We start from the raw sequence: 22,583 nt of genomic DNA, 5'->3' as shown, positions 1-22,583 counted from the left end.
GTATTCCTACTTTAAAATGCGTATATTATCCTGAAATGCCGGATTGGATCTACTGGCTCATCTTGTTTCGACAAAATAAAGAACTCAACTATGTTGCACCACTTCATGTAAACTAAACAAACGTATTTCTTCAATATCAGCTTGTAATTTTAAGGCTGAAATAACCCGATTATGTAATTTTCTCCAGTGATCAAAATCCTCTGAACAAAAGATATCCAGGCTCATTTTTCCATTTAAATAATGAATATTCCAAAATAAAATTTGTGGGAAATCACTATGAATATCGTTTAATAATTTTTCAAGTAAAACCGCTCTGCTTGGTAAATGTAAGGATGGACATGAAATTTCATCATCCTCAGGGTCAACATGCACGATAACGTCTTTGACACAATCAATTTGCTTTACCAGGGTGTGATGAACATGTTGAGCAATATAATGTCCTTCGGATACCGATATTTTGGGTGAAACCAGAATATGAACGTCAATAAGCACATCACCGCCCATAAAACGGCTTCTTAGTTGATGAATTCGTTGAACTCCATCAATACTTTGGATCACTTGTTCAATTTGGGATAACAATTTGGCATCTACTGCTGTATCCACCAATTCTTTGACGCTGTTCCAACCATAATTCCATCCCATTTTGATAATCATAATACTAACTATGATCGCTGCAATGGCATCCAGATAAGCAAGCCCTGCTAAACTACCAATTAATCCGATGAGTACTACTATGGAAGAAGCAGCATCCGAACGATGGTGCCATGCATTGGCAGTTATTAATTGGGAACTAATACGTTTACCCACATGACGCGTGTAATGAAATAATACTTCATTTGCGATTATTGATAAGCACACAATGGGAATGGATAGCCAGTTTGGTATGGTGTGTTCTGATTTGAGCAATTCATCAAGTGAGTCCCAGGCAATGCCACAGCCAGCCAAAATCAATAATAGAGAAAGTAATAAAGTGGCTGCTGTTTCAATTCGTTGGTGGCCATACGGATGTGAATCGTCTGCACTAATACTTCCGTATTTTGAGGCAAACACAACCATCACATCTGTAATCAAGTCTGAAATTGAGTGGATACCATCCGCAATGAGGGCATGAGAGTGATATAAAAAGCCGCCAATTAGTTTGATAATACCAAGCAAAGCATTAATAAAAGCACCAATAAGAGTTACTTTTTTGGCCTGCCAATACCTATCATGCGGATACATTTCTGTTCCCTCTTTGTTCAAGAAGTAATTTGGATTGTTGCGAATAAATATTAAAAACGAAACTATAACATTTTATAGAAAGTGTTCCTATTCCTCTTTTTGCTATTAGTTATTAGTCGTTTCACTTTGGATTTTTATAGGGTTTTAACCCGTGTTATTTATCTGCTCCTTATTAAACGTTGCGATTCATGTTATGCAGGGGGTCTAACCAATCTCAAGCGAAATTTAAGAGTAACTGCTGATTTAAATCAGGACTTATGAAAATTTTACCTGGAAGCAAACTGGAAAGTTCTGAGTCAGTTAGAAAATAGACTGATTTTACAAGGTGTTTTGTATTCTGTTCACAGGATTATCCACAGATTTTGTGGATAAATGTATTGATTTGAAATTGATCAAAAAATGAAGGTGTGCCTTTTGTATTAAGGGTTATAGTGATGTCAAGAGGGTACTTTAAAATGAATTTTGCGTATTAAACTTTTAAAGTTATTCACAGAATAGGGGGATTAATTTATTTACCTGCTCGTCTATGTTAGCAAAGAAAAAAATAAAAAACAGTATTGACTTCAATAATTTTAATTATTTTTTTAACCTTGTAAAAATTGTTCAAAATTTCCTAACCATCGTTGTGTAATTACTCTGGCGATGATTGGTTTTTCTTGAGCGAGTTGCCTTGCAATGGTTGGCAAAAGAGTTAAGAGAATTTTATCACGCTGTAAATTTGCTATTTTAAATTGCCTAAAACCTGTCTGCCTGGTCCCCAATATTTCTCCTGCACCTCTTAACTCCAAATCTTTTTCTGAGATCAAGAAACCATCGGTTGTTGATCGCATTATTTTTAAACGTTCTGCCCCCTGTTGTGATAAGGGAAATTGATAAAGCAAAAGACAATGGGATTGGGTATTTCCTCTGCCAACTCGACCACGGAGTTGATGGAGTTGCGATAATCCAAGGCGTTCTGCATTTTCAATTATCATTAAACTAGCGTTTGGCACATCGACACCTACCTCAATAACAGTAGTCGCTACCAATAAGTCAATCTCACCATCTTTAAAGGCGGCCATTGTTGCTTCTTTTTCAAGTGGTTTCATTCGCCCGTGAACGAGACCAACTCGGGCAAAAGGTAATTGTTCCTGTAATTTTCGTGAAGTATCTGTTGCTGCTATGCATTGTAATTTTTCAGATTCTTCTATAAGGGTACATACCCAGTAGGCTTGTCTGCCGTTGGCAATTGCTGCTTGCAAACGGTCGATAATTAGTTCGCGCTTATCCTGGCTCAACACCGCCGTCGTAATTGGAGTACGGCCTGGTGGCAGTTCATCAATTACTGATATATCCATATGGGCAAAATGTGACATCGATAGGGTTCTGGGAATGGGAGTGGCGGTCATCAACAGTTGATGAGGGATTAATTGGTTTAGTTGTCCTTTTTGTTGCAGAAGTAAACGTTGTTCTACTCCAAATCGGTGCTGTTCATCAATAATGATCAAGCCCAAACGAGCAAATTCTACTTTGTCTTGAAATAATGCGTGAGTTCCAATAATGAGTTGACAGCTATTATCTTGAAGTGATGCAAGCGTCATTTTTCTTTCTGCGGGTTTCATTTTACCACTGAGCCTTAATACTTTGATACCTAAAGGCTCTAACCATTTGACTAGACTGTTTGTGTGCTGTTCACTCAATAAGTCGGTTGGTGCCATAAAGGCTACCTGGTATCCCTGTGTTATTGCTTGAAGAGCAGCAAGTGCCGCGACGATGGTTTTACCTGCCCCAACATCTCCTTGAACCAAACGAAGCATGGGCTTGTTTTGGGTTAAATCATAACTAATTTCCCTGGAAACCCGTTGCTGCGCTTTTGTAAGAGTAAACGGCAGCGAATCAATAAAACGTGTATAAATAGCATCATCAAGGGGGATCGGCGAAGCTTGCAACTTATTACGGGATTGTCTTGCAAATTGCATACTTAGCTGCTGCGCTAGCAATTCATCGAATATTAATCGTTTGAGTGCCGGGTGTTCACCCATCTCCAAGGCAGAAAGAGATGTATCGGGAGGAGGGCTATGTAGTAATTTAATGGCATCACCCAGATTATAAAAATTGTTTTCCAGTAATTGTTTTTCGCACATCCATTCCAATTGATGAAGTTCTTGCTTACATTGTTCCAAAGCTATTTTAACCAATTGCCTTAATCTGGTTTGGGTTAAGCCTTGAGTGGTTGGATAAATGGGTGTTAGAGTTTCTTCTACATGGAAATCTGATTCCTGATTAATTAACTGATATTCAGGATGGATCATTTCCAGGTGGTTATTAAAATCCCGGACTTCACCAAAAGCCCGGATCATGGTGCTGTTATTTAAAGCCTGTATTTGCTGTTTGTTAAAATGAAAAAAACGAAGTTTGATTATTGCTGATTTATCTTCCACATAACAACTTAACATCATCCTTTTGCCGTATTTAATTTCAGTTTTACATACATGACCGACAATGACGCACCATTCATTAGGACGTAAATCTTGAATAGGCGTTATTCTGGTTCTGTCCTGATATTTATAGGGCAAATGGAAGAGCAGGTCCTGGATTGTGAAGATTCCGCATTTGGCAAGTTTTGCCGCAACGGTTGGGCCGACGCCAGTTAAATATTCACAAGAGTTACTCAGCACGGTATTATTTAAGGTTAAAAATTTAATAATAACAGGAAAATACACCAGTTGCGACTTTGGTTATTAATGAGGCCATATCAAGTTGATTTAATTAAAACTATTTTTTTGATTCAATACATATTATCTTGCAAATGTATGTCATCCTGAGCCTTTATACAAAGAATTGGAATAAGAAAGGGCTCAGAGTGACAAAGTAATATGGTCTGGATTATATCAAATTATGATCTCGTTACTGGTGAATATCTATTAAGAGATGGAGTACCATTGGATGAATCGCATTATGACATTTACTGCGGCCTTGATATTGGTTTGGATAACAGGCTATTTATTAATTGCAGGGAGGGGATTATTAATTCCAATTGTTATATCGATTTTTGTTTGGCATTTGCTGAATACTATTAATAGTGGTATGCAAAAAATTCCTTTCATTGGAGCACGCCTTCCATCCTGGATACGCATGATTTTATCATTATTAGTTGTCGTATTTCTGGTCATGATTCTTATTAATATTATTACTAATAATGTGAATGACGTTATCGGGGCGTCACCACGATACCAGGAAAATTTGCTGCATATATTTAATAGTTTGGATCAACGATTTCATATTAAGGGCATTTCTGATTTTGATAATTTAATTAAAGGATTAAGTATACAAAGTATGCTTCTTAATATTTATGGAGTTTTTACAACAATAACAAGCTCAGCCGTGTTGATTGCCTTATATGTTGTATTTTTGTTTGTTGAGCAGCATTATTTCACGCAAAAAATGGATGCATTTTTTCCACAAGAGGAGCACAGAAGGCTGGTTAAAAATATTATCTCTCATATTACAAGAGACACTCAAACTTATCTGGGCATCAAAACTTTATTAAGTTTGCTTACAGCAACATCAAGTTGGATTATTATGAAATGGGTTGGTTTGGATTTTGCCGAATTTTGGGCGTTACTAATCTTTTTTTTAAACTACATTCCCAATATAGGGGCTATTATAGCCACCGCTTTTCCTGCCGCCCTTGCTTTAATCCAGTTTGAGAGTTGGTGGCCGTTTGTGGAAGTGACTTCGGGAATAGTGGCAGTACAGTTCCTGGTGGGTAATTTTCTGGAACCCCGATTACTGGGTAAGTCATTGAATTTAAGTCCTTTGGTGATATTGTTTGCTTTGGGTTTGTGGGGGGCAATTTGGGGGATATTAGGTATGTTTTTGTCTGTACCTATAACCGTAATGATGATGATTATTTTCGCACATTTTGATGTGACAAGACCTATAGCAATTTTGCTTTCTCAAGATGGTTATATTAATAAATCCTATGAGTCAATTGAAAACTAAGGATCTATTGATGCTTCTGTTATCTTGGGCGAAACGTCTTGATGTTACTCTCGAGGAAGAGCCTTTCCATATGGAGTGAAAAAGAGCATAATAGCAGTATTTTTGACGAGTAAATACGAAGCATGAAACCTACAATTGAATATCTTTTAAAACAGGCGTTAACTACTTTGCAGCAATCGGGCGAAATGCCTATTGATTTGGATATTGAAATAAAGGTTGAGAACGCCAAAGACCCTGCTCATGGTGATTTTGCAACCAATTTGGCATTGGTATTAGCTAAGCCTTGCCGACAAGCGCCAAGAGTATTGGCTGAACGACTGGTTGAATCGATACCTACAGATCCATCTGTTGAGAAAGTTGAAATAGCTGGAGCTGGATTTATTAATTTTTTTATGAGAAGTACAGCACGATCACTCATTATTGCGGAAATTCTCAACAAAGGTAAGGAGTTTGGTCGAAGTAATTTGGGCCAAAACCAGAAAGTTTTAATCGAATTTGTTTCTGCAAACCCAACAGGGCCTTTGCACGTAGGGCATGGTAGAGGTGCTGCTTTTGGAGCAACATTGGGAAATGTTCTGAAGGCTGCAGGGTATGATGTGACTTTGGAATATTATGTTAATGATGCGGGCCGGCAAATGAATATTCTTGCCGCCAGTGTTTGGCTTCGTTACCTGGAATTAGCAGATGAACCAGTAATTTTTCCAACTAATGCTTATAAAGGTCAATATGTTTATGAGATTGCACAAGTCATGTGGTCTGAACATGGTACACAATATGTTCGTCCATGGTCTTTAGTAACAGAAAGCTTACCCGATGACGAGCCTCAGGGGGGCGATAAAGAAAGCTATATTGATGCAGTGATAGAACGAGCCCAATATTTGTTAGGTAAAGACGGTTTTAGAAATTTTCATCAACATGCTTTGAAAACTGTATTAGATGATATCAAAGACGATTTGATGGAATTTGGAGTAAAGTTTGATAGTTGGTTTTCTGAGCAATCTCTATTTGAAGACAGCTCTATTGAGAAAGGTATACAGGCACTGAAGGAAGGCGGTCATACCTTTGAGAGAGAAGGCGCCTTATGGTTTAGAGCAACTGATTTTGGTGATGAAAAGGACAGAGTATTGGTTCGAGCGAATGGACAAACTACCTACTTTGCTTCTGATGTTGCTTATCATTGGAATAAATATGATAGGGGCTATGATAGAGTAATTGATATTTTTGGTGCGGATCATCATGGCTACGTAACCAGAATTAAAACAGCAGTTAAAGCCTTGGGGCACGACGAAAGTGCCTTGGATGTTATTTTGGTCCAGTTTGCTATTCTTTATCGGAGTGGTGATCGAGTGCAAATGTCTACACGTAGTGGTTCGTTTGTGACATTGAGAGAGTTACGGGACGAAGTTGGGAATGATGCAGCCCGATACTTTTATGTGGCAAGAAAACCTGAACAACATATGGATTTTGATTTGGATTTGGCAAAATCTGAGTCGAGTGACAATCCCGTTTATTATATTCAATATGCCCATGCCCGCATTTGCAGTGTATTAAGGCAATTAAAAGAAAGAGGGCTGATGTGGGATAAGGATATAGGACTTAAAAACCTTAATTTATTAGAACAGCCGCATGAAGCCGCATTAATTTCTCTTATTGGCAGGTATCGTGAAATTATCCAATCCGCAGCCTCTTCTTGTGAGCCGCACCAACTCGCTTACTATTTAAGAGAGCTAGCCAATGGACTGCACAGTTATTATAATGCAATCCAATTATTGTGTGAGCAAGAGCAGTTGCGCTGTGCTCGGTTGTGTTTGCTGGAAGCTGTTCGACAAGTTTTAAATAATGGGTTGGATATATTAGGTGTCTCAGCTCCTGAGAGTATGTGATGGCAAAAGATTATGGAAATAGACGTACTTCACGTCCTGGCAAAGGGCCACATCAATTTTTGGTCATTATTGCGACTTTTTTGTTTGGGTATTTGACGGCTACTTTTGTGGATATTCAAACTATAAGCCAATGGGTGAACAATCAGGTTTTGGCTCACCATGATGTTGAAAAAGTACCGACTAAAACTGTACAAGAACATAAACAAGTACCTCCCAAACCTAAATTTGAGTTCTATACTCTATTAGCCAATGAAAAGGGAGCTGCACAACCGACTACTGTAAATCAGCAAACTGCAGCCACTCATTCAATGGACAAATCATCCAATTCGACCCAAAACGCAGCGAATGAGTTGTCTGTTGCCGCGAATAATTCAGTGAAATCGACAACAGCCAAGCAGACACAACAAATTGTAGCGAAGGTGACAGAAGGAAAAACACTCACTAAACAACCACTTAATAAGGGTGCGTATTTAGTTCAGGTTGCTTCATTTAAAGCACGACAAGATGCAGAACATATGAAAGGAATGTTAATTCTTAAAGGGTTTGATGTCAGCGTAGTCCCTGTCACACAAGCACAGGGAAATTGGTTCAGGGTAGTAGTTGGTCCCTACCCAAACCGTGCTTTAGCTCAAAAAGCACAAATGGCTCTTGCCAAAACAGAACGCCTGAATGGCATGGTTCGGAGTGTTGGGGGATAAGTGGTTAGGAGTCAGCCCCTATCAGGGAATGGCCATATTTCGTTCAACCTGAACTCAAACCTGCCCGTTCGACCAAGATTCATCATCCCCACGTGACCTCTTGTGATTTGAGCACCGTATCGACTATTGCTGAAGAGTTTGGAAAGAAATCTATTTGGGCTCCAGGATACCTGATTATGACTATTTATACATTTAAAGGATATCGTTATTGAAATTATTTTTAAATTCTTCCTCTTCTTTATCTACCTGTTCCTGTAAATTTGTGTTGGCAAAAAAGCTGTAATTAATAATAGATAAGGGCTTTTTATTTTTAACGGCATTCAGGCTACCTAATGCAGGAACAAGCTCATGAATGGCTTTAAGGGATTCCTGGTTGCTTGCCACATAATCCAACATCGTATAACCCAGTATAGTTTTAACCTTGACTGCATCCAATCTATCTTGTTTGGGAATAAGCTCAAGAATGGTCTTAAGAGATTCCGGGTTACCTGCTGCATTATGCAACACCGTATAACCCAGTATCGTTTGCACCTTAACGGCATCTAATCTATCTTGTACAGGAATAAGCTCAAGAATGGCTTTAAGGGATTTAGGGTGGTTTGCTGTATTATGCAACATCGTATAGCCCAGTATCGTTTGTACCTTAACAGCGGCCAATCTAACTTGTTCAGGAATAAGCTCAAGAATGGTCTTAAGGGATTCTAGGTGGTTTGCTGCATTATGTACCGTATTTTCCAATATCGTTTTAACCTTAACGGCATCCAGTTTATCTTGTTCAGGAATAAGTTCAAGAATGGCTTTAAGGGATTTAGGGTGGTTTGCTGTATTATGCAACACCGTATTACCACCATTATTTTTCACCATAACCACATTCAATCTATCTTGTTCAGGAATAAGCTCAAGAATGGCTTTAAGGGATTCCGGTTTGTCTATTGCATTATGCAACACTGTATTACCCCACTGATCTTTAACCTTAATGGCATCCAATCTATTTTGTTCAGGAATAAGTTCAAGAATGGTTTTAAAGAATTCCGGTTTGTCTACTGCATCACGTAACACCGTATTACCATGTTTATTTTCCACCTTAACCGCATCCAATCTGTCTTGTTCGGGGTAGAGCTCAAGAATGGTTTTAAGGGATTCCACGTTTTTTGCTGCATAATGCAACACCGTATAACCATCTTTATTTTGAGTCTTAACTGCATTCAATCTGTCTTGTTCAGGGTAGAGCCCAAGAATGGTTTTCAGGGATTCAGGGTTGTCTGCTGCAGCATGCAACACCATATAGCCATCATTTTCAACCTTAACGGCACCCAATCTATCCTGTTCAGGAATAAGTTCAAAAATGGTTTTAAAGGATTCCGGTTTGTCTGCTGCATCATGCAACACCATATTACCATAAGTACTTTTAACCTTAACCGCATCCAATCTACGTTGTTCAGGAATAAGTTCAAGAATGGTTTTAAGGGATTCCGGGTGGCCTAATGCTTTATGCAACACCGTATTACCAAAGTCATTTTTAACCATAACGTGATACAATCTGTCTTGTGCCGAAATAAGCTCAAGAATGGTTTTAAGAGATTGTGGGTTGCCTACTGCTTTATGCAATACAGTACCATTATAATAATTTTTAACTCGAATTGCATTCAATAGATTTTGTTCAGAAATAAGTTCAAAAATGGTTTTAATGGATTCCGGGTTGCCAACTGCTTTATACAATACCGTACTACCATGTTTATCTTGAATCTTAACTGCATTCAATCGCTCTTTTTCAGGAATAATCCCAAGAATGGTTTTAAGTAATTCCGGGTTGCCTGCTGATTTATGCAATACCGTATTACCATTATTATCTTTAACCTGAAGGGCTGCCAATCTCTGTTTTTCAGGTATAGATTCGAGTGCTTTGGTTACAAACAAGGCATTGTTTGTAAGAACCGTCCAATGCAGAACATTACCATTGGGGTTGAGTTTCTTGTAGTAACTGATGACCGCAGTGGCCAGTGCATTCATTTGCTCTGCTGTCAGCCATTTTTGTTTGATTAACTCAGTCACATCGGCCAAGGACCGAGCGGGTTTGATGAGGTTGATATTGTTTAATAATTCCCCATATAAGGCGGGTGGAAAATTCATAATGAGGCTGATGAATTCAAAGGAGTTTTTGGGTGCAATGCCTTGAATGGCTTTTTTAATGAGTCCTTCAGGGAGTTTACGATAGCCTATATCGTCTTGCAGGGTAGTAGTCCCGTGTTTGTATTTTTTTTCCAGTTGCTTCAGGCTTTCTTTAGTCATATGAGCGGGTTGATTGAATAGTGGTGTGTTTTGATTGGCTTCTACGACAGAGCGTAAATGCATGGCCGCTGTCTCAACACAAGTCCCTTTTTCTAGTTCATTATCGAGGATTTTGCCTAAACTGCCATGGCTGCCTTGAGCCTTTCTTAAATGGTCTTGTGTCTCGGAAGGCAGGCTTTCCATAAAAGAAAAAAACATTTTAATGGCTTCTTCAGCAGTGTCACTCGCATAAGCACTGCCTGTCATCCTCTCCCCGCCCAGCGTCAATTCTTTGATTAACAGTTCCAGGGCTTCCTTAGGGGTTGTCCCTTGATTCTTAAAAAGAGCGATATCGTCTTTCAAGGTTCTTAGCGCATGATTATGTTCATACAAGGCATCACAAAGCTCGGGATAGTCTTTCTTTAAGTATTCATATAATTTGATGTGACTGCGTAACGGGAGATTTTCTACATTCCGAACATCAAAAATAGTTTCCCCGCTTATCACATAATTATACAAATCAGAAAGAAGTGGCTCTTTTTTTAATTTCGATGTGCTTTCCCTTGAATCCAAAACCGGCTCTATGCCTTCCAGTTTCGCTTTTTTTAATGGGACCGAAATGTCTTGTGAAAGCGTCACTTGAAGTTGTTTTTTTACATGCGGCGCTATGATAGCCAGCATGTCGGACATGCTTTGGGGTTTAAAAACAAGCTCTGCCATTTCCCAATACAGTTGATTGGTTGCAGTAGACGGTATTTGGTCAAAACCAATGCCATTGGCTGTGTCATGTGCTCTTTGAGCACATCTCTTTTGAAATGCTTCTTCGAATGTCTCAGGGATTTTGAGAAGCTCGGACAAATAAGCTATCTCGTTCTCTAACTCCAATTGCAGCACACGTTGCTTGACACTGGCATAATCATGGGGTTCCGAAGACTGAGTGTGTACTAATTGTCTCTTTTCTTCTAATAATTTTTTAATGGCATCGATATTGAGAAAAGACATTTTGAGTCCCAGTTAGAATAATAAAAAAGCGATCATACATTATTATTAATAAATAACTCAATGTGTATGAATTGAATGCATTTTATGAGGTGACGTTCGTTTATCTCCGTTATATTGTACTAATTTGATCATATTAGTGTCATTCCGCATGCGCGTGAATGACACTAATATTCCAATATATAGTCAAAGTATGATTTTGCCTTATTCCAGATTATCGGTTGACTACGACTTGAATTCCCCCCGCGTTCTTTACAGCATGCGGTTTGGATACGGCTACAGAAACTTTATTGACGAGATATCTTTGCTTGATTAATTGAGCAATTTGTTCAGCTACTGTTTCAATCAATTGAAAGGAAGTAGACTCTACGAATTGGGTCACTGTTTGGCAGAGATCATCATAATCAAGTGTGTTTGATAAATTATCCTTGCAATCTTGAAAATTATAGGGAATAGAGATATCAATTAATAATCTTTGATTAATTCTTTGCTCCCACCCATAAACTCCAATTTTAGTTTCGATACTGAGAGCTGTTATATTTAAAGTATCCATATCATATCCATCAATAATAATTTATCTTATGATCGTTAAGGCAATTTATACCACTGTATTGATTACCTTAACATGGTACTATAAACATTTTTTATTGTCATAGTGATTAAATGATGTTTGATTTGAACCAATCCCTTTTTCTTCGAGCGTTAAGACGACAACCTGTGGAGAGAACTCCCATCTGGATTATGCGCCAGGCTGGGCGTTATTTGCCTGAATATAGAAAGGTAAGAGAACGCGCAGGCGACTTTCTAAATCTTTGTAAGAATCCTGAACTCGCTTGTGAGGTTACTTTGCAACCGTTGCGACGATATGCTTTGGATGCCGCCATTTTATTTTCGGATATTTTAACAATACCTGATGCTATGGGGTTGGGGCTTTATTTTGCTGAAGGAGAAGGTCCTTGTTTCGCAAATCCTGTTCATGATGTAAAAATAATACGCGACTTGAAGGTTCCTTCTATCACTGAGTCTTTATCCTATGTCATGGATGCTGTGAGAATAATTCGTCAAGAAATGCCTAAAGAGTTACCTTTAATAGGTTTTGCAGGTAGTCCATGGACTTTGGCTTGTTATATGGTGGAAGGAGGAAGCAGTAAAGATTTTAAACGGATTTTAAAGTTGATATATACCGAAAAGGAGGCCGCACAGGTGTTATTGGAGAAATTGGCCACCTCAGTTACTCTCTATTTAATTGAACAAATCAGGGCAGGCGTTAATGCCGTAATGATTTTTGATACTTGGGGCGGTATTTTAACACCGAAAAATTATAAGGATTTCTCTTTACGTTACATGCATCAAATTGTCCAACAATTAAAATTGGAACATTCTAATATTCCAGTTATCTTATTTACGAAAAATGGAGGACAATGGCTGGAGTTAATAGCAGATACTGGTTGTGATGCTGTAGGTATCGATTGGACTTGTGAATTGGCTTCTGCACGCCAACGAGTGGGAAATAAAGTGGCTTTGCAGGGAAACCTGGATCCCACGGTGCTACTGACTACGAAAGATTGTATACGGAAGGAGGTAGAGGCTGTATTAGCTTCATACGGTCATGGAGCAGGGCATGTATTTAATTTGGGGCATGGTATTACTCCAGATGTGCCTCCAGAGAATGTCGCCGCAATGGTGGACGCTGTACATGAGCTTAGTCCTCAGTATCATCTGTAGTACAATAAGCCGTAACTGTTCTCGCTGTATCACTGGAATAACATATTTGGTCCGTCTTTAACAAAAAACTGGACGCAACTCTGTCATTCCACCAGGATATCAAGATATATACTCTGAACGATTACAACCAGGTCTAAATTAAGGTAATAATGTCAGGGTTAAGAATCACTTCTGAATTGATGGCTTAATTGAATGGCCATCTCCAGTGATTGCTCATAGTTTAGCCTTGGGTCTACCAAACTATGATAAGCAGTTTTAAGATCGTCAGGCGCTAAACCACGAGCTCCACCAATGCATTCCGTTACATTATCACCGGTTAGTTCAAAATGTACTCCACCAAGATAACTGCCCATGTTGCGATGAATTTCCAAAGCTTGCTTTAATTCCAACAGGATATTATCAAAGTGACGAGTTTTAGTGCCATCAGCCGTTGTTTCGGTATTACCATGCATGGGATCACAAGACCATGTAACTGGAATTTTTGTTTTCTTTACTGCTTCAATAAGAGGTGGTAACAATCGGTCTATAAGCTTGGCGCCTAAACGAGTATATAGCAAAACCCGGCCTTCTTCCTTATGTGGATTAGCAATAGCTAATACTTCAGCCAACCATTCAGGAGTGGCACCTGGGCCAATCTTAATTCCTATTGGATTTTCCACCCCTCTTAAGAATTCCAGGTGAGCACTATCAATTTGGGCAGTACGCATTCCAATCCAGGGCAAATGAGTTGAAAGATTGTACCATTTCCCATCTTTTAATTTTCTTGTTAAGGCTTGCTCATAATGTAAGTGTAACGCTTCATGGGAGGTATAAAAATCAACTTTACTCAAACTGCTCGAACGTATTCCATCAATGGCGTTCAAAAAATCCAATGCGTCTTCAATAGAGTCTACTATATGCTGGTATTCATTCTTCTGAGTGGAGTGTTCAACAAAACCTAAATCCCAGCGTTGTGGATTGTGCAAATCGGCAAATCCTCCATCCAACAATGCACGAATAAAGTTCAGCGTCATTGCTGAACAACTGTAGGCTTGAAGTAATAATTTAGGGTTCGGTTCTCTCGCTGTTTTTGTAAATTCAGGGGAATTAACTATGTCTCCACGATAACTGGGTAAAGTAATTCCATTAAGAGTTTCATAATCTGAAGAGCGTGGTTTGGCATATTGTCCAGCAATCCGTCCGATACGAATTATCGGTTTACGTAATCCATACAATAAAATTAAGCTCATTTGTAAAATAATTTTTAATTTATTACTTATAATCTCTGAGCGACAATCATTGAAAGATTCTGCACAATCTCCTCCTTGCAAGATAAACGCATCTCCACGTCCTGCATGGGCGATTTCATTTTTTAAATGTTTGATTTCACCACTGGTAACCAAGGGAGGTAAAAGACTTAATTGTTCTACTACCTTACTTAATTGCTCTTGATCAGCGTATGTAGCTGCTTGCAAATACGAATATTGCTGCCATGTGGTTGGCGACCATTCTTGCATAATCTATCCAAATAATTTTTTGTTTTAGTTGCCAGTTAGACATATCCTATCACGATATTTTAAAGACATCCTGATAGCCTATGCTAGATGAATAAGACCGATTTTTTTATTACCTAAGTATGGAATAAATGAGCAATTACTGCAAGCCATGATTTGAAAAGTTTCATTGTAAGTGTTGGTTTTTATCCAGGGCTAACTTACGCTAGAAATGTCATTTAAGTTCAATTTGTAATTGATTTTAAATCAGGGTGTAAATTATTGGTTTAGGGCTTGAAAATCTTGAAAACTGTCCCCATTTACGTTGTTCAACCTAGTCAGGAGCGATTTGATGAGTAAACAAAATAAAAAAGATTGGAAAAAATTTAAAGAGGACCAAAAAGAAGAAAATGAGGTATTGGAAGAAGAAACCAGCGAAGAGTTACCGAATCAAGAGCCTGCTTTAGGTCATCCCAGCTATACGGCTTTGGAAGAGCAATTGACTCTCGCTGAGCAAAAAGCACATGAAAATTGGGAAAAATCAGTACGCGCTCTTGCTGAATTGGACAATGTTCGTCGTCGTATGGAACGAGAAGTTGCCAATGCTCATAAATATGGTGTGGAAAAACTGATTTCAGCTTTATTACCAGTAGTTGACAGCCTTGAACAGGCATTACAATTGGCAGACAAGAATAGTGATCCTGCAATGCATGAAGGGCTTGAGTTAACTATGAAACTCTTTCTTGATGTATTACAAAAATTTGATGTGGAACAGATTGATCCTCTGGGAGAGGTATTTGATCCTCAGCAACATGAAGCAATGTCGATGCAACCTGCACCAGGAACACCCCCTAATTCTGTAATTATGGTATTCCAGAAAGGGTATAAATTAAGTGATCGTGTGATTCGTCCTGCCCGGGTTATTGTATCCACCAAATAATTTGGTGTTGAGTTGAGTTATTTTTTAAACAAATCGTTTTGTTGCAATGTGATCTGCTTTTTTTAGGGAGGTGGCTTGAAATTGTCATGAGACACCCCATATGTGAACTATTGCATTAGAAAAATATTAATTTGGAGCAAAATAGAATGGCTAAAATTATAGGTATAGACTTGGGTACTACGAACTCTTGCGTCGCTGTCATGGAAGGTGACAAGCCTAAAGTAATTGAAAACAGTGAAGGCCACAGAACGACGCCTTCCATCGTAGCATTTACTGATGATAATGAAATATTGGTAGGCCAAGCGGCTAAGCGTCAATCAGTGACTAATCCAGAAAAAACATTATTTGCGATTAAACGATTAATAGGTCGTCGATTTGATGATCAGATTGTGCAAAAAGATATTAAGATGGTGCCTTACAAAATTATCAAAGCAGACAACGGAGATGCTTGGGTAAGAGTAAAAGATCAGGATAAAGCCCCGCCACAGATTTCTGCTGAAGTATTACGAAAAATGAAAAAAACAGCAGAAGATTATTTGGGCGAAGAAGTAAAAGAAGCCGTTATTACTGTACCTGCTTATTTCAATGACTCACAACGTCAAGCAACTAAAGATGCCGGGCGTATTGCTGGCCTCGAAGTAAAACGAATTATTAATGAACCTACCGCTGCTGCGCTTGCATATGGAATGGATAAAAAACGTGGCGATTCTGTTATTGCAGTATACGATTTGGGTGGTGGTACTTTTGATATTTCAATTATTGAAATTGCTGAAGTGGATGGGGAGCACCAATTCGAAGTATTGGCAACTAATGGCGATACTTTCTTAGGTGGTGAAGATTTCGATTTGGCCTTGATTGAGTATTTGGCTTCTGAGTTCAAAAAAGATACAGGTATTGATTTACATAATGATCCCCTGGCTTTACAACGCTTGAAAGAGGCTGCTGAGAAAGCAAAAATTGAATTGTCATCTGCGCAACAAACGGATGTTAATCTTCCTTATATTACAGCAGATGCTTCTGGACCAAAGCATTTAAACATCAAGCTGACTCGTGCAAAACTGGAATCCTTGGTTGAAAAATTGGTTGAGAGAACTGTTGAGCCATGCAAAATAGCTTTAAAAGATGCAGGACTTACTGTATCACAAATCAACGAAGTGATTTTGGTTGGTGGACAAACTCGTATGCCACTAGTACAAAAGACCGTGGAGGAATTTTTTGGTAAAGAACCTCGCAAGGATGTCAACCCTGATGAAGCAGTGGCTGTCGGAGCTGCAATCCAGGCTGCGGTTTTGTCCGGGGAAGTCAAAGACATTCTTTTACTGGATGTTACTCCTTTGTCTCTGGGTATAGAAACAATGGGTGGAGTAATGACAAAGCTTATTGAAAAAAATACGACTATTCCTACCAAGGCAAATCAGGTATTTTCAACAGCCGATGATAATCAGACTGCAGTTACTGTCCATGTATTGCAAGGTGAAAGAGAGCAGGCTTCAGCAAACAAATCATTAGGACGATTCGATTTGCGTGATATTCCTCCCGCTCCTCGTGGCGTACCTCAAATTGAAGTGACTTTTGATATCGATGCCAATGGTATTTTAAATGTTTCTGCTAAAGATAAGGCAACTGGTAAGGCTCAATCCATTGTGATTAAGGCTTCCAGCGGTTTAAGTGAAGAAGAAGTTTCTGCTATGGTGAAAGACGCACAATCCCATGCAGAAGAAGATAAGAAATTTAAGGAAATGGCAGAACTTCGCAATCAAGCGGATAGTTTGATTCACAGCTGTGAAAAATCCATGAAAGATTTGGCTAATGATTTGTCTGAAGATGAGAAAAAAGGTATTGAAACAGCGATTTCTGAACTTAAAGAAGCAGTGCAAGGAACTGACAAGGCTCGCATTGAAGACAAGCTGAAAGTATTAACGGATGCCTCTGCAAAAATGGCTGAGCGTATTTATGCTAAGAAATCATCTGAAGGCCAGGCAGATCAAGGCCAATCTCAAGCTCATGAAACTGAAAAACCTGCTGAGGAAGGGGTTGTTGATGCTGAGTTTGAAGAAGTTAAAGAAGAAGATAAGAAATAATTGAATTTATTGATTTGTCCTATCCGCTCCTTGACAGTCGCGGCTCTGATAGAAAAAATCCGAGCCGCGCGCGTTAGCAAGCGGATAATTTAATGCGACAAAATTAGGTGTCATCGTACTAATAAATTTTGGTCGGGGCGATTTTATTGTCCCGTTTGTTTATTGAATAGCACTTAAATTATTTTGTAACTTTTCACGAAGATTTTCAAATTGTGTTGAATGGTTACATTATTTTATAATTAAGTGATTGTTATAAATTGTGAGCAGTTATGGAACAGCGGGATTATTATGAACTTTTAGAAGTAAGTCGCAATGCGAGCGATGCTGAGATTAAAAAAGCATACCGCAGGCTGGCAATGAAATATCATCCCGATCGTAATCCTGATGATGCCTCGGCTGAAGAAAAATTCAAAGAAATACAAAAGGCCTATAATATCTTATCCGATAAACAAAAACGTGCCGCCTATGATCAATTTGGTCATGCGGGAGTTGATCCATCCATGGGTGGAGGCCCGGGTGGTTTTGGAGGATTTGGAGGTTTTGGTGACGTTTTTGAAGATATCTTTGAGAATATTTTTTCGGGAGGACGTGGTCACGGGCGTCAATCACGTGGACAAAGAGGTGCTGACTTACAATTTAATGTGCAATTAACATTAGAAGAAGCTGCTACTGGTAAAGAAGTTGAAATTACTGTTCCTAGGCATGGTACCTGTATTACTTGCGATGGATCGGGTGCTAAAAAGGGAACTAGCCCTAAAACTTGTGAGACTTGCCAAGGTATGGGACAAGTCAGAATTCAACAAGGTTTTTTTTCCATACAACAAACTTGTCCCAGTTGTCATGGCGAAGGAAAAATAATTTCTGATCCTTGTCAAAGTTGCCATGGTCAGGGAAGAGTTCGAGAAAGTAAAAAAATCAGTGTTAAAATTCCAGCGGGTGTTGATAATGGCGACCGAGTCCGATTAAGTGGGGAAGGAGAAGCTGGAGTGCATGGTGGAGGCTCTGGTGACTTGTATGTTCAGATTAGTTTAAAAAAGCATGCCATCTTTGAACGGCACGAAAATGATTTACATTGCGAAGTACCCATTAGTTTTGCCACGGCCGCATTAGGGGGGGCAATAGAAGTTCCCACTCTGGAAGGCAGGGTTACTTTAAAGATTCCAGCAGAAACTCAAACAGGTAAAGTATTCCGCTTAAAAAGCAAAGGGATGAAATCTGTCAGGGGTTATGGCCAAGGTGATCTATTATGTAAAGTAGTTGTGGAAACTCCAGTTAACTTATCTCGAGAACAAAAAGAGCTGTTAAACAAATTACAAGATTCTTTAGAAGATGCCAAGGGAAATCATTCGCCCAAGACCAGTTCCTGGTTTGCTGGAGTGAAAAAATTTTTCGAAGACATGAAATTTTGACTTAATTAAGATACAATTAATTAATTTATTATTTTAAGCATGGATTGCTTGTTTTACGCTGGATAAGCATACATTGAACATAATTGAGTATATTCATGATTAATAAATCAGCCATTTTAGTTTTAGCTGATGGTACTGTTTACGAGGGTATATCAGTAGGAGCTCCTGGGGATTGTGTTGGTGAGTTAGTTTTTAACACATCTATGACTGGATATCAGGAAATGCTTACTGACCCTTCGTACGCCAGACAAATAATTACATTAACTACTGCTCATGTTGGAAACACAGGTTGTACTAAAGAAGATATGGAGTCTACGAAGGTTTGGGCAGCCGGTTTAATTATGAGAAACTGCACTGCTATACCCAGTAATTATCGAGCGGAACAGTCTTTTCCTGATTGGTTAAGCAAAAATGGGGTGGTTGCTATTTCCGGTATCGATACTCGCGAGCTTACTTTGAAATTGCGAGAGCAGGGTGCTATTGGCGCATGTATTAGTACGAATATAGATCAACCAGAAACAGCTCTCAAAAAGGCAAAATCATTTCCAGGGCTTAATGGCGTGGATTTGGCCTTGGAAGTTACAAGACAAACAACTGAGCGTTGGCACGAAGGTCAAGGCAAGTGGGGTTCAAATACCCAACCTCCCCAATTTCATGTAGTCGCTTATGATTTTGGTGTGAAGCATAATATTTTACGTATTTTACATGATAAGGGTTGCCATATTACTATAGTCCCGGCAAGGACTTCTGCTGATGAAGTATTAGCTATGAACCCTAATGGCGTGTTTTTATCCAATGGCCCTGGAGATCCTCAGGCCTGTGACTATGCCATTCAAGCAACTCAGGCATTTTTAGACAATAATATTCCACTATTTGGCATATGCCTTGGATTTCAGATTCTGGCTTTGGCTTGTGGTGGTATAACTAAAAAAATGAAATTTGGTCATCATGGGTCCAATCACCCTGTGGTTGAAACAACGGGTAAAAAGCGAGTTTTTATTACAAGTCAAAATCATGGGTTTGCAGTAGATGAGGACTCCTTGCCTGATTGTTTGGCAGTAACGCATCGTTCATTATTTGATAACAGTTTGCAGGGAATAAAACACAAAACAAAACCGGCATTTGGTTTTCAAGGCCATCCAGAAGCAAGCCCTGGGCCGCACGATATAGACATTTTATTTAATGAATTTATAAAGCTAATGAAGTAACGTTCATAATTACAAAGCCGAGGCCTTTTGCAAACAGGCACGAAATCAGACCAGTGCCCCTAAAAGCCATTCATGACTTTGAAAGTTTGTAAAATTCATCGATTTGCTACATGATGATTAAAACCTGATTAGCTTTAAATAGGAAAGATTAGGGATATATAAATAGTAAAACGCAGAGGGTATGTAATGAATGAGTTTCATGTTTTTACTTCAGAATCAGTTTCTGAGGGCCATCCTGATAAGATAGCTGATCAAATTTCAGATGCCATTTTAGATGCTATCCTAACCCAAGATCCAAAAGCACGAGTAGCATGTGAAGTATTTGTTAAAACAGGTATGGTATTGGTTGGTGGTGAAATTACGACAAGGGCTTGGGTTGATGTTGAAGAGATCACCCGCCAGGTTATCAAGGATATAGGATACAATAGTTCTCAAATGGGTTTTGATTGGGAATCATGCGCAGTGCTTTCAGCTATTGGCAAACAATCACCTGATATTGCACAAGGTGTTGATAATCAGAAAACCAAAATTTTGGGAGCAGGTGATCAGGGATTAATGTTTGGCTATGCCAGTCGGGAAACGGATGTGTTGATGCCAGCTCCAATAGCATACGCTCACCGTTTGATGGAAAAGTTAACCATTATGCGTAAATCTGGCAAGTTGCCCTGGTTAAGGCCGGACGCAAAATGCCAATTAACATTGAAATATGATCAGGGAATGCCTGTTGAGGTGGATACGGTGGTCTTTTCTACACAACATTCTCCTGACATTGAACATAAGGATTTGGTTGAAGCAATACGTGAAGAGATAATTAAATCAGTTCTTCCAGCGGAATGGTTGAATGAAAAAACTCGTTACTTTATTAATCCAACAGGACGTTTTGTAATCGGAGGTCCTTTGGGTGACTGTGGTTTAACAGGGCGCAAGATTATCGTTGATACATATGGAGGTATGGCTAGACATGGGGGAGGATGTTTTTCTGGTAAAGATCCTTCTAAAGTGGATAGATCGGCGGCTTACGCGGCAAGGCACGTTGCCAAGAACATTGTCGCTGCGGGTTTAGCAGATAAATGTGAATTACAGATTTCTTATGCTATTGGTGTTGCTGAACCTACTTCAATTTTCGTTGAAACGTTTGGTACTGGACGTTTAAAAAATAGTGAAATAATTGATTTAATTCATACCCATTTTGATTTAACGCCTCAAGGAATCATTGATCAACACGATTTACTTCGTCCTATTTATAGACAAACAGCAACTTATGGGCACTATGGTCGGGAAAACTTCCCATGGGAACGGTTAAACAAAGTGGCTGAGTTAAGCAAGGCATTATAATTTTTAAGGATACTCTAATGGAACTGGTAAAAGAAGGAGTACAAAAAATCAATACATTACAAGATTATAAAGTAGCTGATATCTCGTTGGCTGATTGGGGACGCAAAGAGATAGCAATAGCTGAAACCGAAATGCCAGGTTTAATGGCTTTGCGTGAGGAGTTTTCTGCAAAAAAACCACTCAAAGGCGCTCGTATTGCTGGCTGTCTACATATGACAATTCAAACAGCGGTATTGATTGAGACTCTGGTTGCATTAGGGGCCGAAGTTCGTTGGTCTTCCTGCAATATCTTTTCCACCCAGGATCATGCCGCTTCTGCTATTGCCGCAGAAGGTATTCCTGTATTTGCATGGAAAGGTGAGACAGAAGAAGAATATTGGTGGTGTGTAGAGCAAACCTTAAGTGGTCCAAATGGCTGGACACCTAATTTATTATTGGATGATGGAGGGGATCTAACACAAGTTATTCACCAAAAACATCCTGAACTATTATCAGCTATCAAGGGTGTATCTGAGGAAACAACAACCGGGGTAGCCAGGTTATATGAAATGGCCAAACAGGGTCACTTAAAAATTCCTGCCATTAATGTCAATAATGCTGTAACCAAATCCAAATTTGATAACCTGTACGGATGCCGAGAATCTCTACTCGATGGTTTGAAGCGTGCAACGGATGTGATGATAGCGGGTAAGGTCGCCTTGATTTTAGGTTATGGTGATGTGGGTAAAGGCTGTGCTCAGGCGCTTCGTGGACAGGGAGCAACAGTATTAGTTGCTGAAATTGATCCAATTTGTGCACTTCAGGCTGCTATGGAGGGTTACAGAGTAGTTACTCTGGATGACGTAGCTGAACAAGTGGACATCGTAGTCACCGCAACTGGTAATTTTCATGTGGTTACTCATGATCATATGAAACGTATGCGTAATCAGGCCATATTGTGTAATATAGGACATTTTGATTCAGAAATTGATATTCAAAGCTTAAGACAATATCAATGGGAAAATATCAAACCGCAGGTTGACCATGTTATTTTTCCAGATGGGAAACGTATTATTATTTTGGCCGAAGGGCGTTTAGTGAATTTGGGTTGTGCTACCGGCCACCCTAGTTTTGTCATGTCCGCTTCTTTCACTAATCAGGTTCTGGCACAGATGGAATTATTTCAACATTCTAATCAATACGATAATACAGTATATGTGCTTCCAAAAGTATTGGATGAAAAAGTGGCGCGTTTGCATTTGGGCAGGATTGGTGCAAAATTAACTAAATTAAATGATGTACAGGCTGATTACATAGGGGTGAATAAAAACGGGCCCTATAAGCCAGATCATTATCGTTATTAAAATATTTAAACTCTGGC

The 22,583-nt window shown here is 39.1% G+C and carries 15 protein-coding genes; 10 read left to right on the top strand and 5 right to left on the bottom strand.

All coding sequences use genetic code 11. The features are described 5' to 3' along the window. Positions 1-84: 84 nt before the first annotated feature. Together ACZ5EK_RS10645 and recG are read right to left on the bottom strand one after the other, a co-directional pair. The gene (locus ACZ5EK_RS10645) at positions 85-1,221 is read right to left on the bottom strand and encodes a cation diffusion facilitator family transporter (RefSeq protein WP_464429525.1); all 1,137 of its coding nucleotides are present in this window, start codon (positions 1,219-1,221) and stop codon (positions 85-87) included. A gap of 584 nt (positions 1,222-1,805) precedes the next feature. Beyond that, entirely contained in the window at positions 1,806-3,878 is a 2,073-nt protein-coding gene (gene recG, locus ACZ5EK_RS10640) for an ATP-dependent DNA helicase RecG (RefSeq protein ID WP_464432490.1), read from the bottom strand. 268 nt (positions 3,879-4,146) lie between these two features. Here recG and ACZ5EK_RS10635 point away from each other — a divergent pair, with 268 nt between their 5' ends. The 3 genes from ACZ5EK_RS10635 (at position 4,147) to ACZ5EK_RS10625 (ending at position 7,786) form a co-directional block, all read left to right on the top strand. Further along, positions 4,147-5,205 (top strand): AI-2E family transporter, encoded by a 1,059-nt coding sequence (locus tag ACZ5EK_RS10635; protein WP_464429524.1) that lies wholly within the window; start codon positions 4,147-4,149, stop codon positions 5,203-5,205. 122 nt (positions 5,206-5,327) lie between these two features. Continuing rightward, complete coding sequence (gene argS, locus ACZ5EK_RS10630; RefSeq protein ID WP_464429523.1) at positions 5,328-7,088, top strand: arginine--tRNA ligase; 1,761 nt, start codon at positions 5,328-5,330, stop codon at positions 7,086-7,088. Next, positions 7,088-7,786 carry an SPOR domain-containing protein gene (locus ACZ5EK_RS10625; RefSeq protein ID WP_464429522.1) on the top strand — a complete coding sequence of 233 codons (699 nt, stop codon included), beginning with the start codon at positions 7,088-7,090 and terminating at the stop codon, positions 7,784-7,786. Before argS ends, ACZ5EK_RS10625 begins: the two co-directional genes overlap by 1 nt. A 192-nt stretch (positions 7,787-7,978) precedes the next feature. Here the strand turns inward: ACZ5EK_RS10625 and ACZ5EK_RS10620 are convergent, their stop codons facing one another. Continuing rightward, on the bottom strand, positions 7,979-11,056 hold the full coding sequence (locus ACZ5EK_RS10620) for a hypothetical protein (protein ID WP_464429521.1): 3,078 nt from the start codon (positions 11,054-11,056) through the stop codon (positions 7,979-7,981). Positions 11,057-11,267: 211 nt separating this feature from the next. Then, positions 11,268-11,606: a dihydroneopterin aldolase gene (gene folB, locus ACZ5EK_RS10615; RefSeq protein ID WP_464429520.1), complete on the bottom strand. Its 339-nt coding sequence runs from the start codon at positions 11,604-11,606 to the stop codon at positions 11,268-11,270. A gap of 113 nt (positions 11,607-11,719) precedes the next feature. On the opposite strand from folB, the gene hemE reads away from it, so the two are divergent. After that, entirely contained in the window at positions 11,720-12,778 is a 1,059-nt protein-coding gene (hemE, locus tag ACZ5EK_RS10610; RefSeq protein WP_464432489.1) for a uroporphyrinogen decarboxylase, read from the top strand. Between the two features lie 158 nt (positions 12,779-12,936). Here hemE and ACZ5EK_RS10605 read toward each other — a convergent pair whose 3' ends face one another. Beyond that, the gene (locus ACZ5EK_RS10605) at positions 12,937-14,274 is read right to left on the bottom strand and encodes a 3-deoxy-7-phosphoheptulonate synthase class II (RefSeq protein ID WP_464429519.1); all 1,338 of its coding nucleotides are present in this window, start codon (positions 14,272-14,274) and stop codon (positions 12,937-12,939) included. A gap of 328 nt (positions 14,275-14,602) precedes the next feature. Between ACZ5EK_RS10605 and grpE the strand changes: the two genes are divergently transcribed. The 6 genes from grpE to ahcY all read left to right on the top strand — a co-directional run bounded on the left by grpE (position 14,603) and on the right by ahcY (position 22,566). Then, positions 14,603-15,190, top strand: coding sequence for a nucleotide exchange factor GrpE (gene grpE, locus ACZ5EK_RS10600; RefSeq protein ID WP_464429518.1), 588 nt, complete (start codon positions 14,603-14,605; stop codon positions 15,188-15,190). Positions 15,191-15,336: 146 nt separating this feature from the next. Further along, a complete protein-coding gene (dnaK, locus tag ACZ5EK_RS10595; protein ID WP_464429517.1) occupies positions 15,337-17,271 on the top strand; it encodes a molecular chaperone DnaK in 1,935 nt (644 codons plus the stop codon). Positions 17,272-17,540: 269 nt separating this feature from the next. Further along, complete coding sequence (dnaJ, locus tag ACZ5EK_RS10590; protein ID WP_464429515.1) at positions 17,541-18,680, top strand: molecular chaperone DnaJ; 1,140 nt, start codon at positions 17,541-17,543, stop codon at positions 18,678-18,680. 95 nt (positions 18,681-18,775) lie between these two features. Beyond that, the gene (gene carA, locus ACZ5EK_RS10585; protein WP_464429514.1) at positions 18,776-19,888 is read left to right on the top strand and encodes a glutamine-hydrolyzing carbamoyl-phosphate synthase small subunit; all 1,113 of its coding nucleotides are present in this window, start codon (positions 18,776-18,778) and stop codon (positions 19,886-19,888) included. A 186-nt stretch (positions 19,889-20,074) separates the two neighbouring features. After that, a complete protein-coding gene (gene metK / locus ACZ5EK_RS10580; protein ID WP_464429513.1) occupies positions 20,075-21,223 on the top strand; it encodes a methionine adenosyltransferase in 1,149 nt (382 codons plus the stop codon). Between the two features lie 17 nt (positions 21,224-21,240). Next, complete coding sequence (ahcY, locus tag ACZ5EK_RS10575; protein WP_464429511.1) at positions 21,241-22,566, top strand: adenosylhomocysteinase; 1,326 nt, start codon at positions 21,241-21,243, stop codon at positions 22,564-22,566. The last annotated feature ends 17 nt before the right edge of the window (positions 22,567-22,583 follow it).

The organism is Legionella sp. JM-2024, assembly GCF_055389095.1.
Note: the sequence above shows the minus strand (reverse complement) of the source record. Positions and strands in the feature narration are given on the sequence as shown.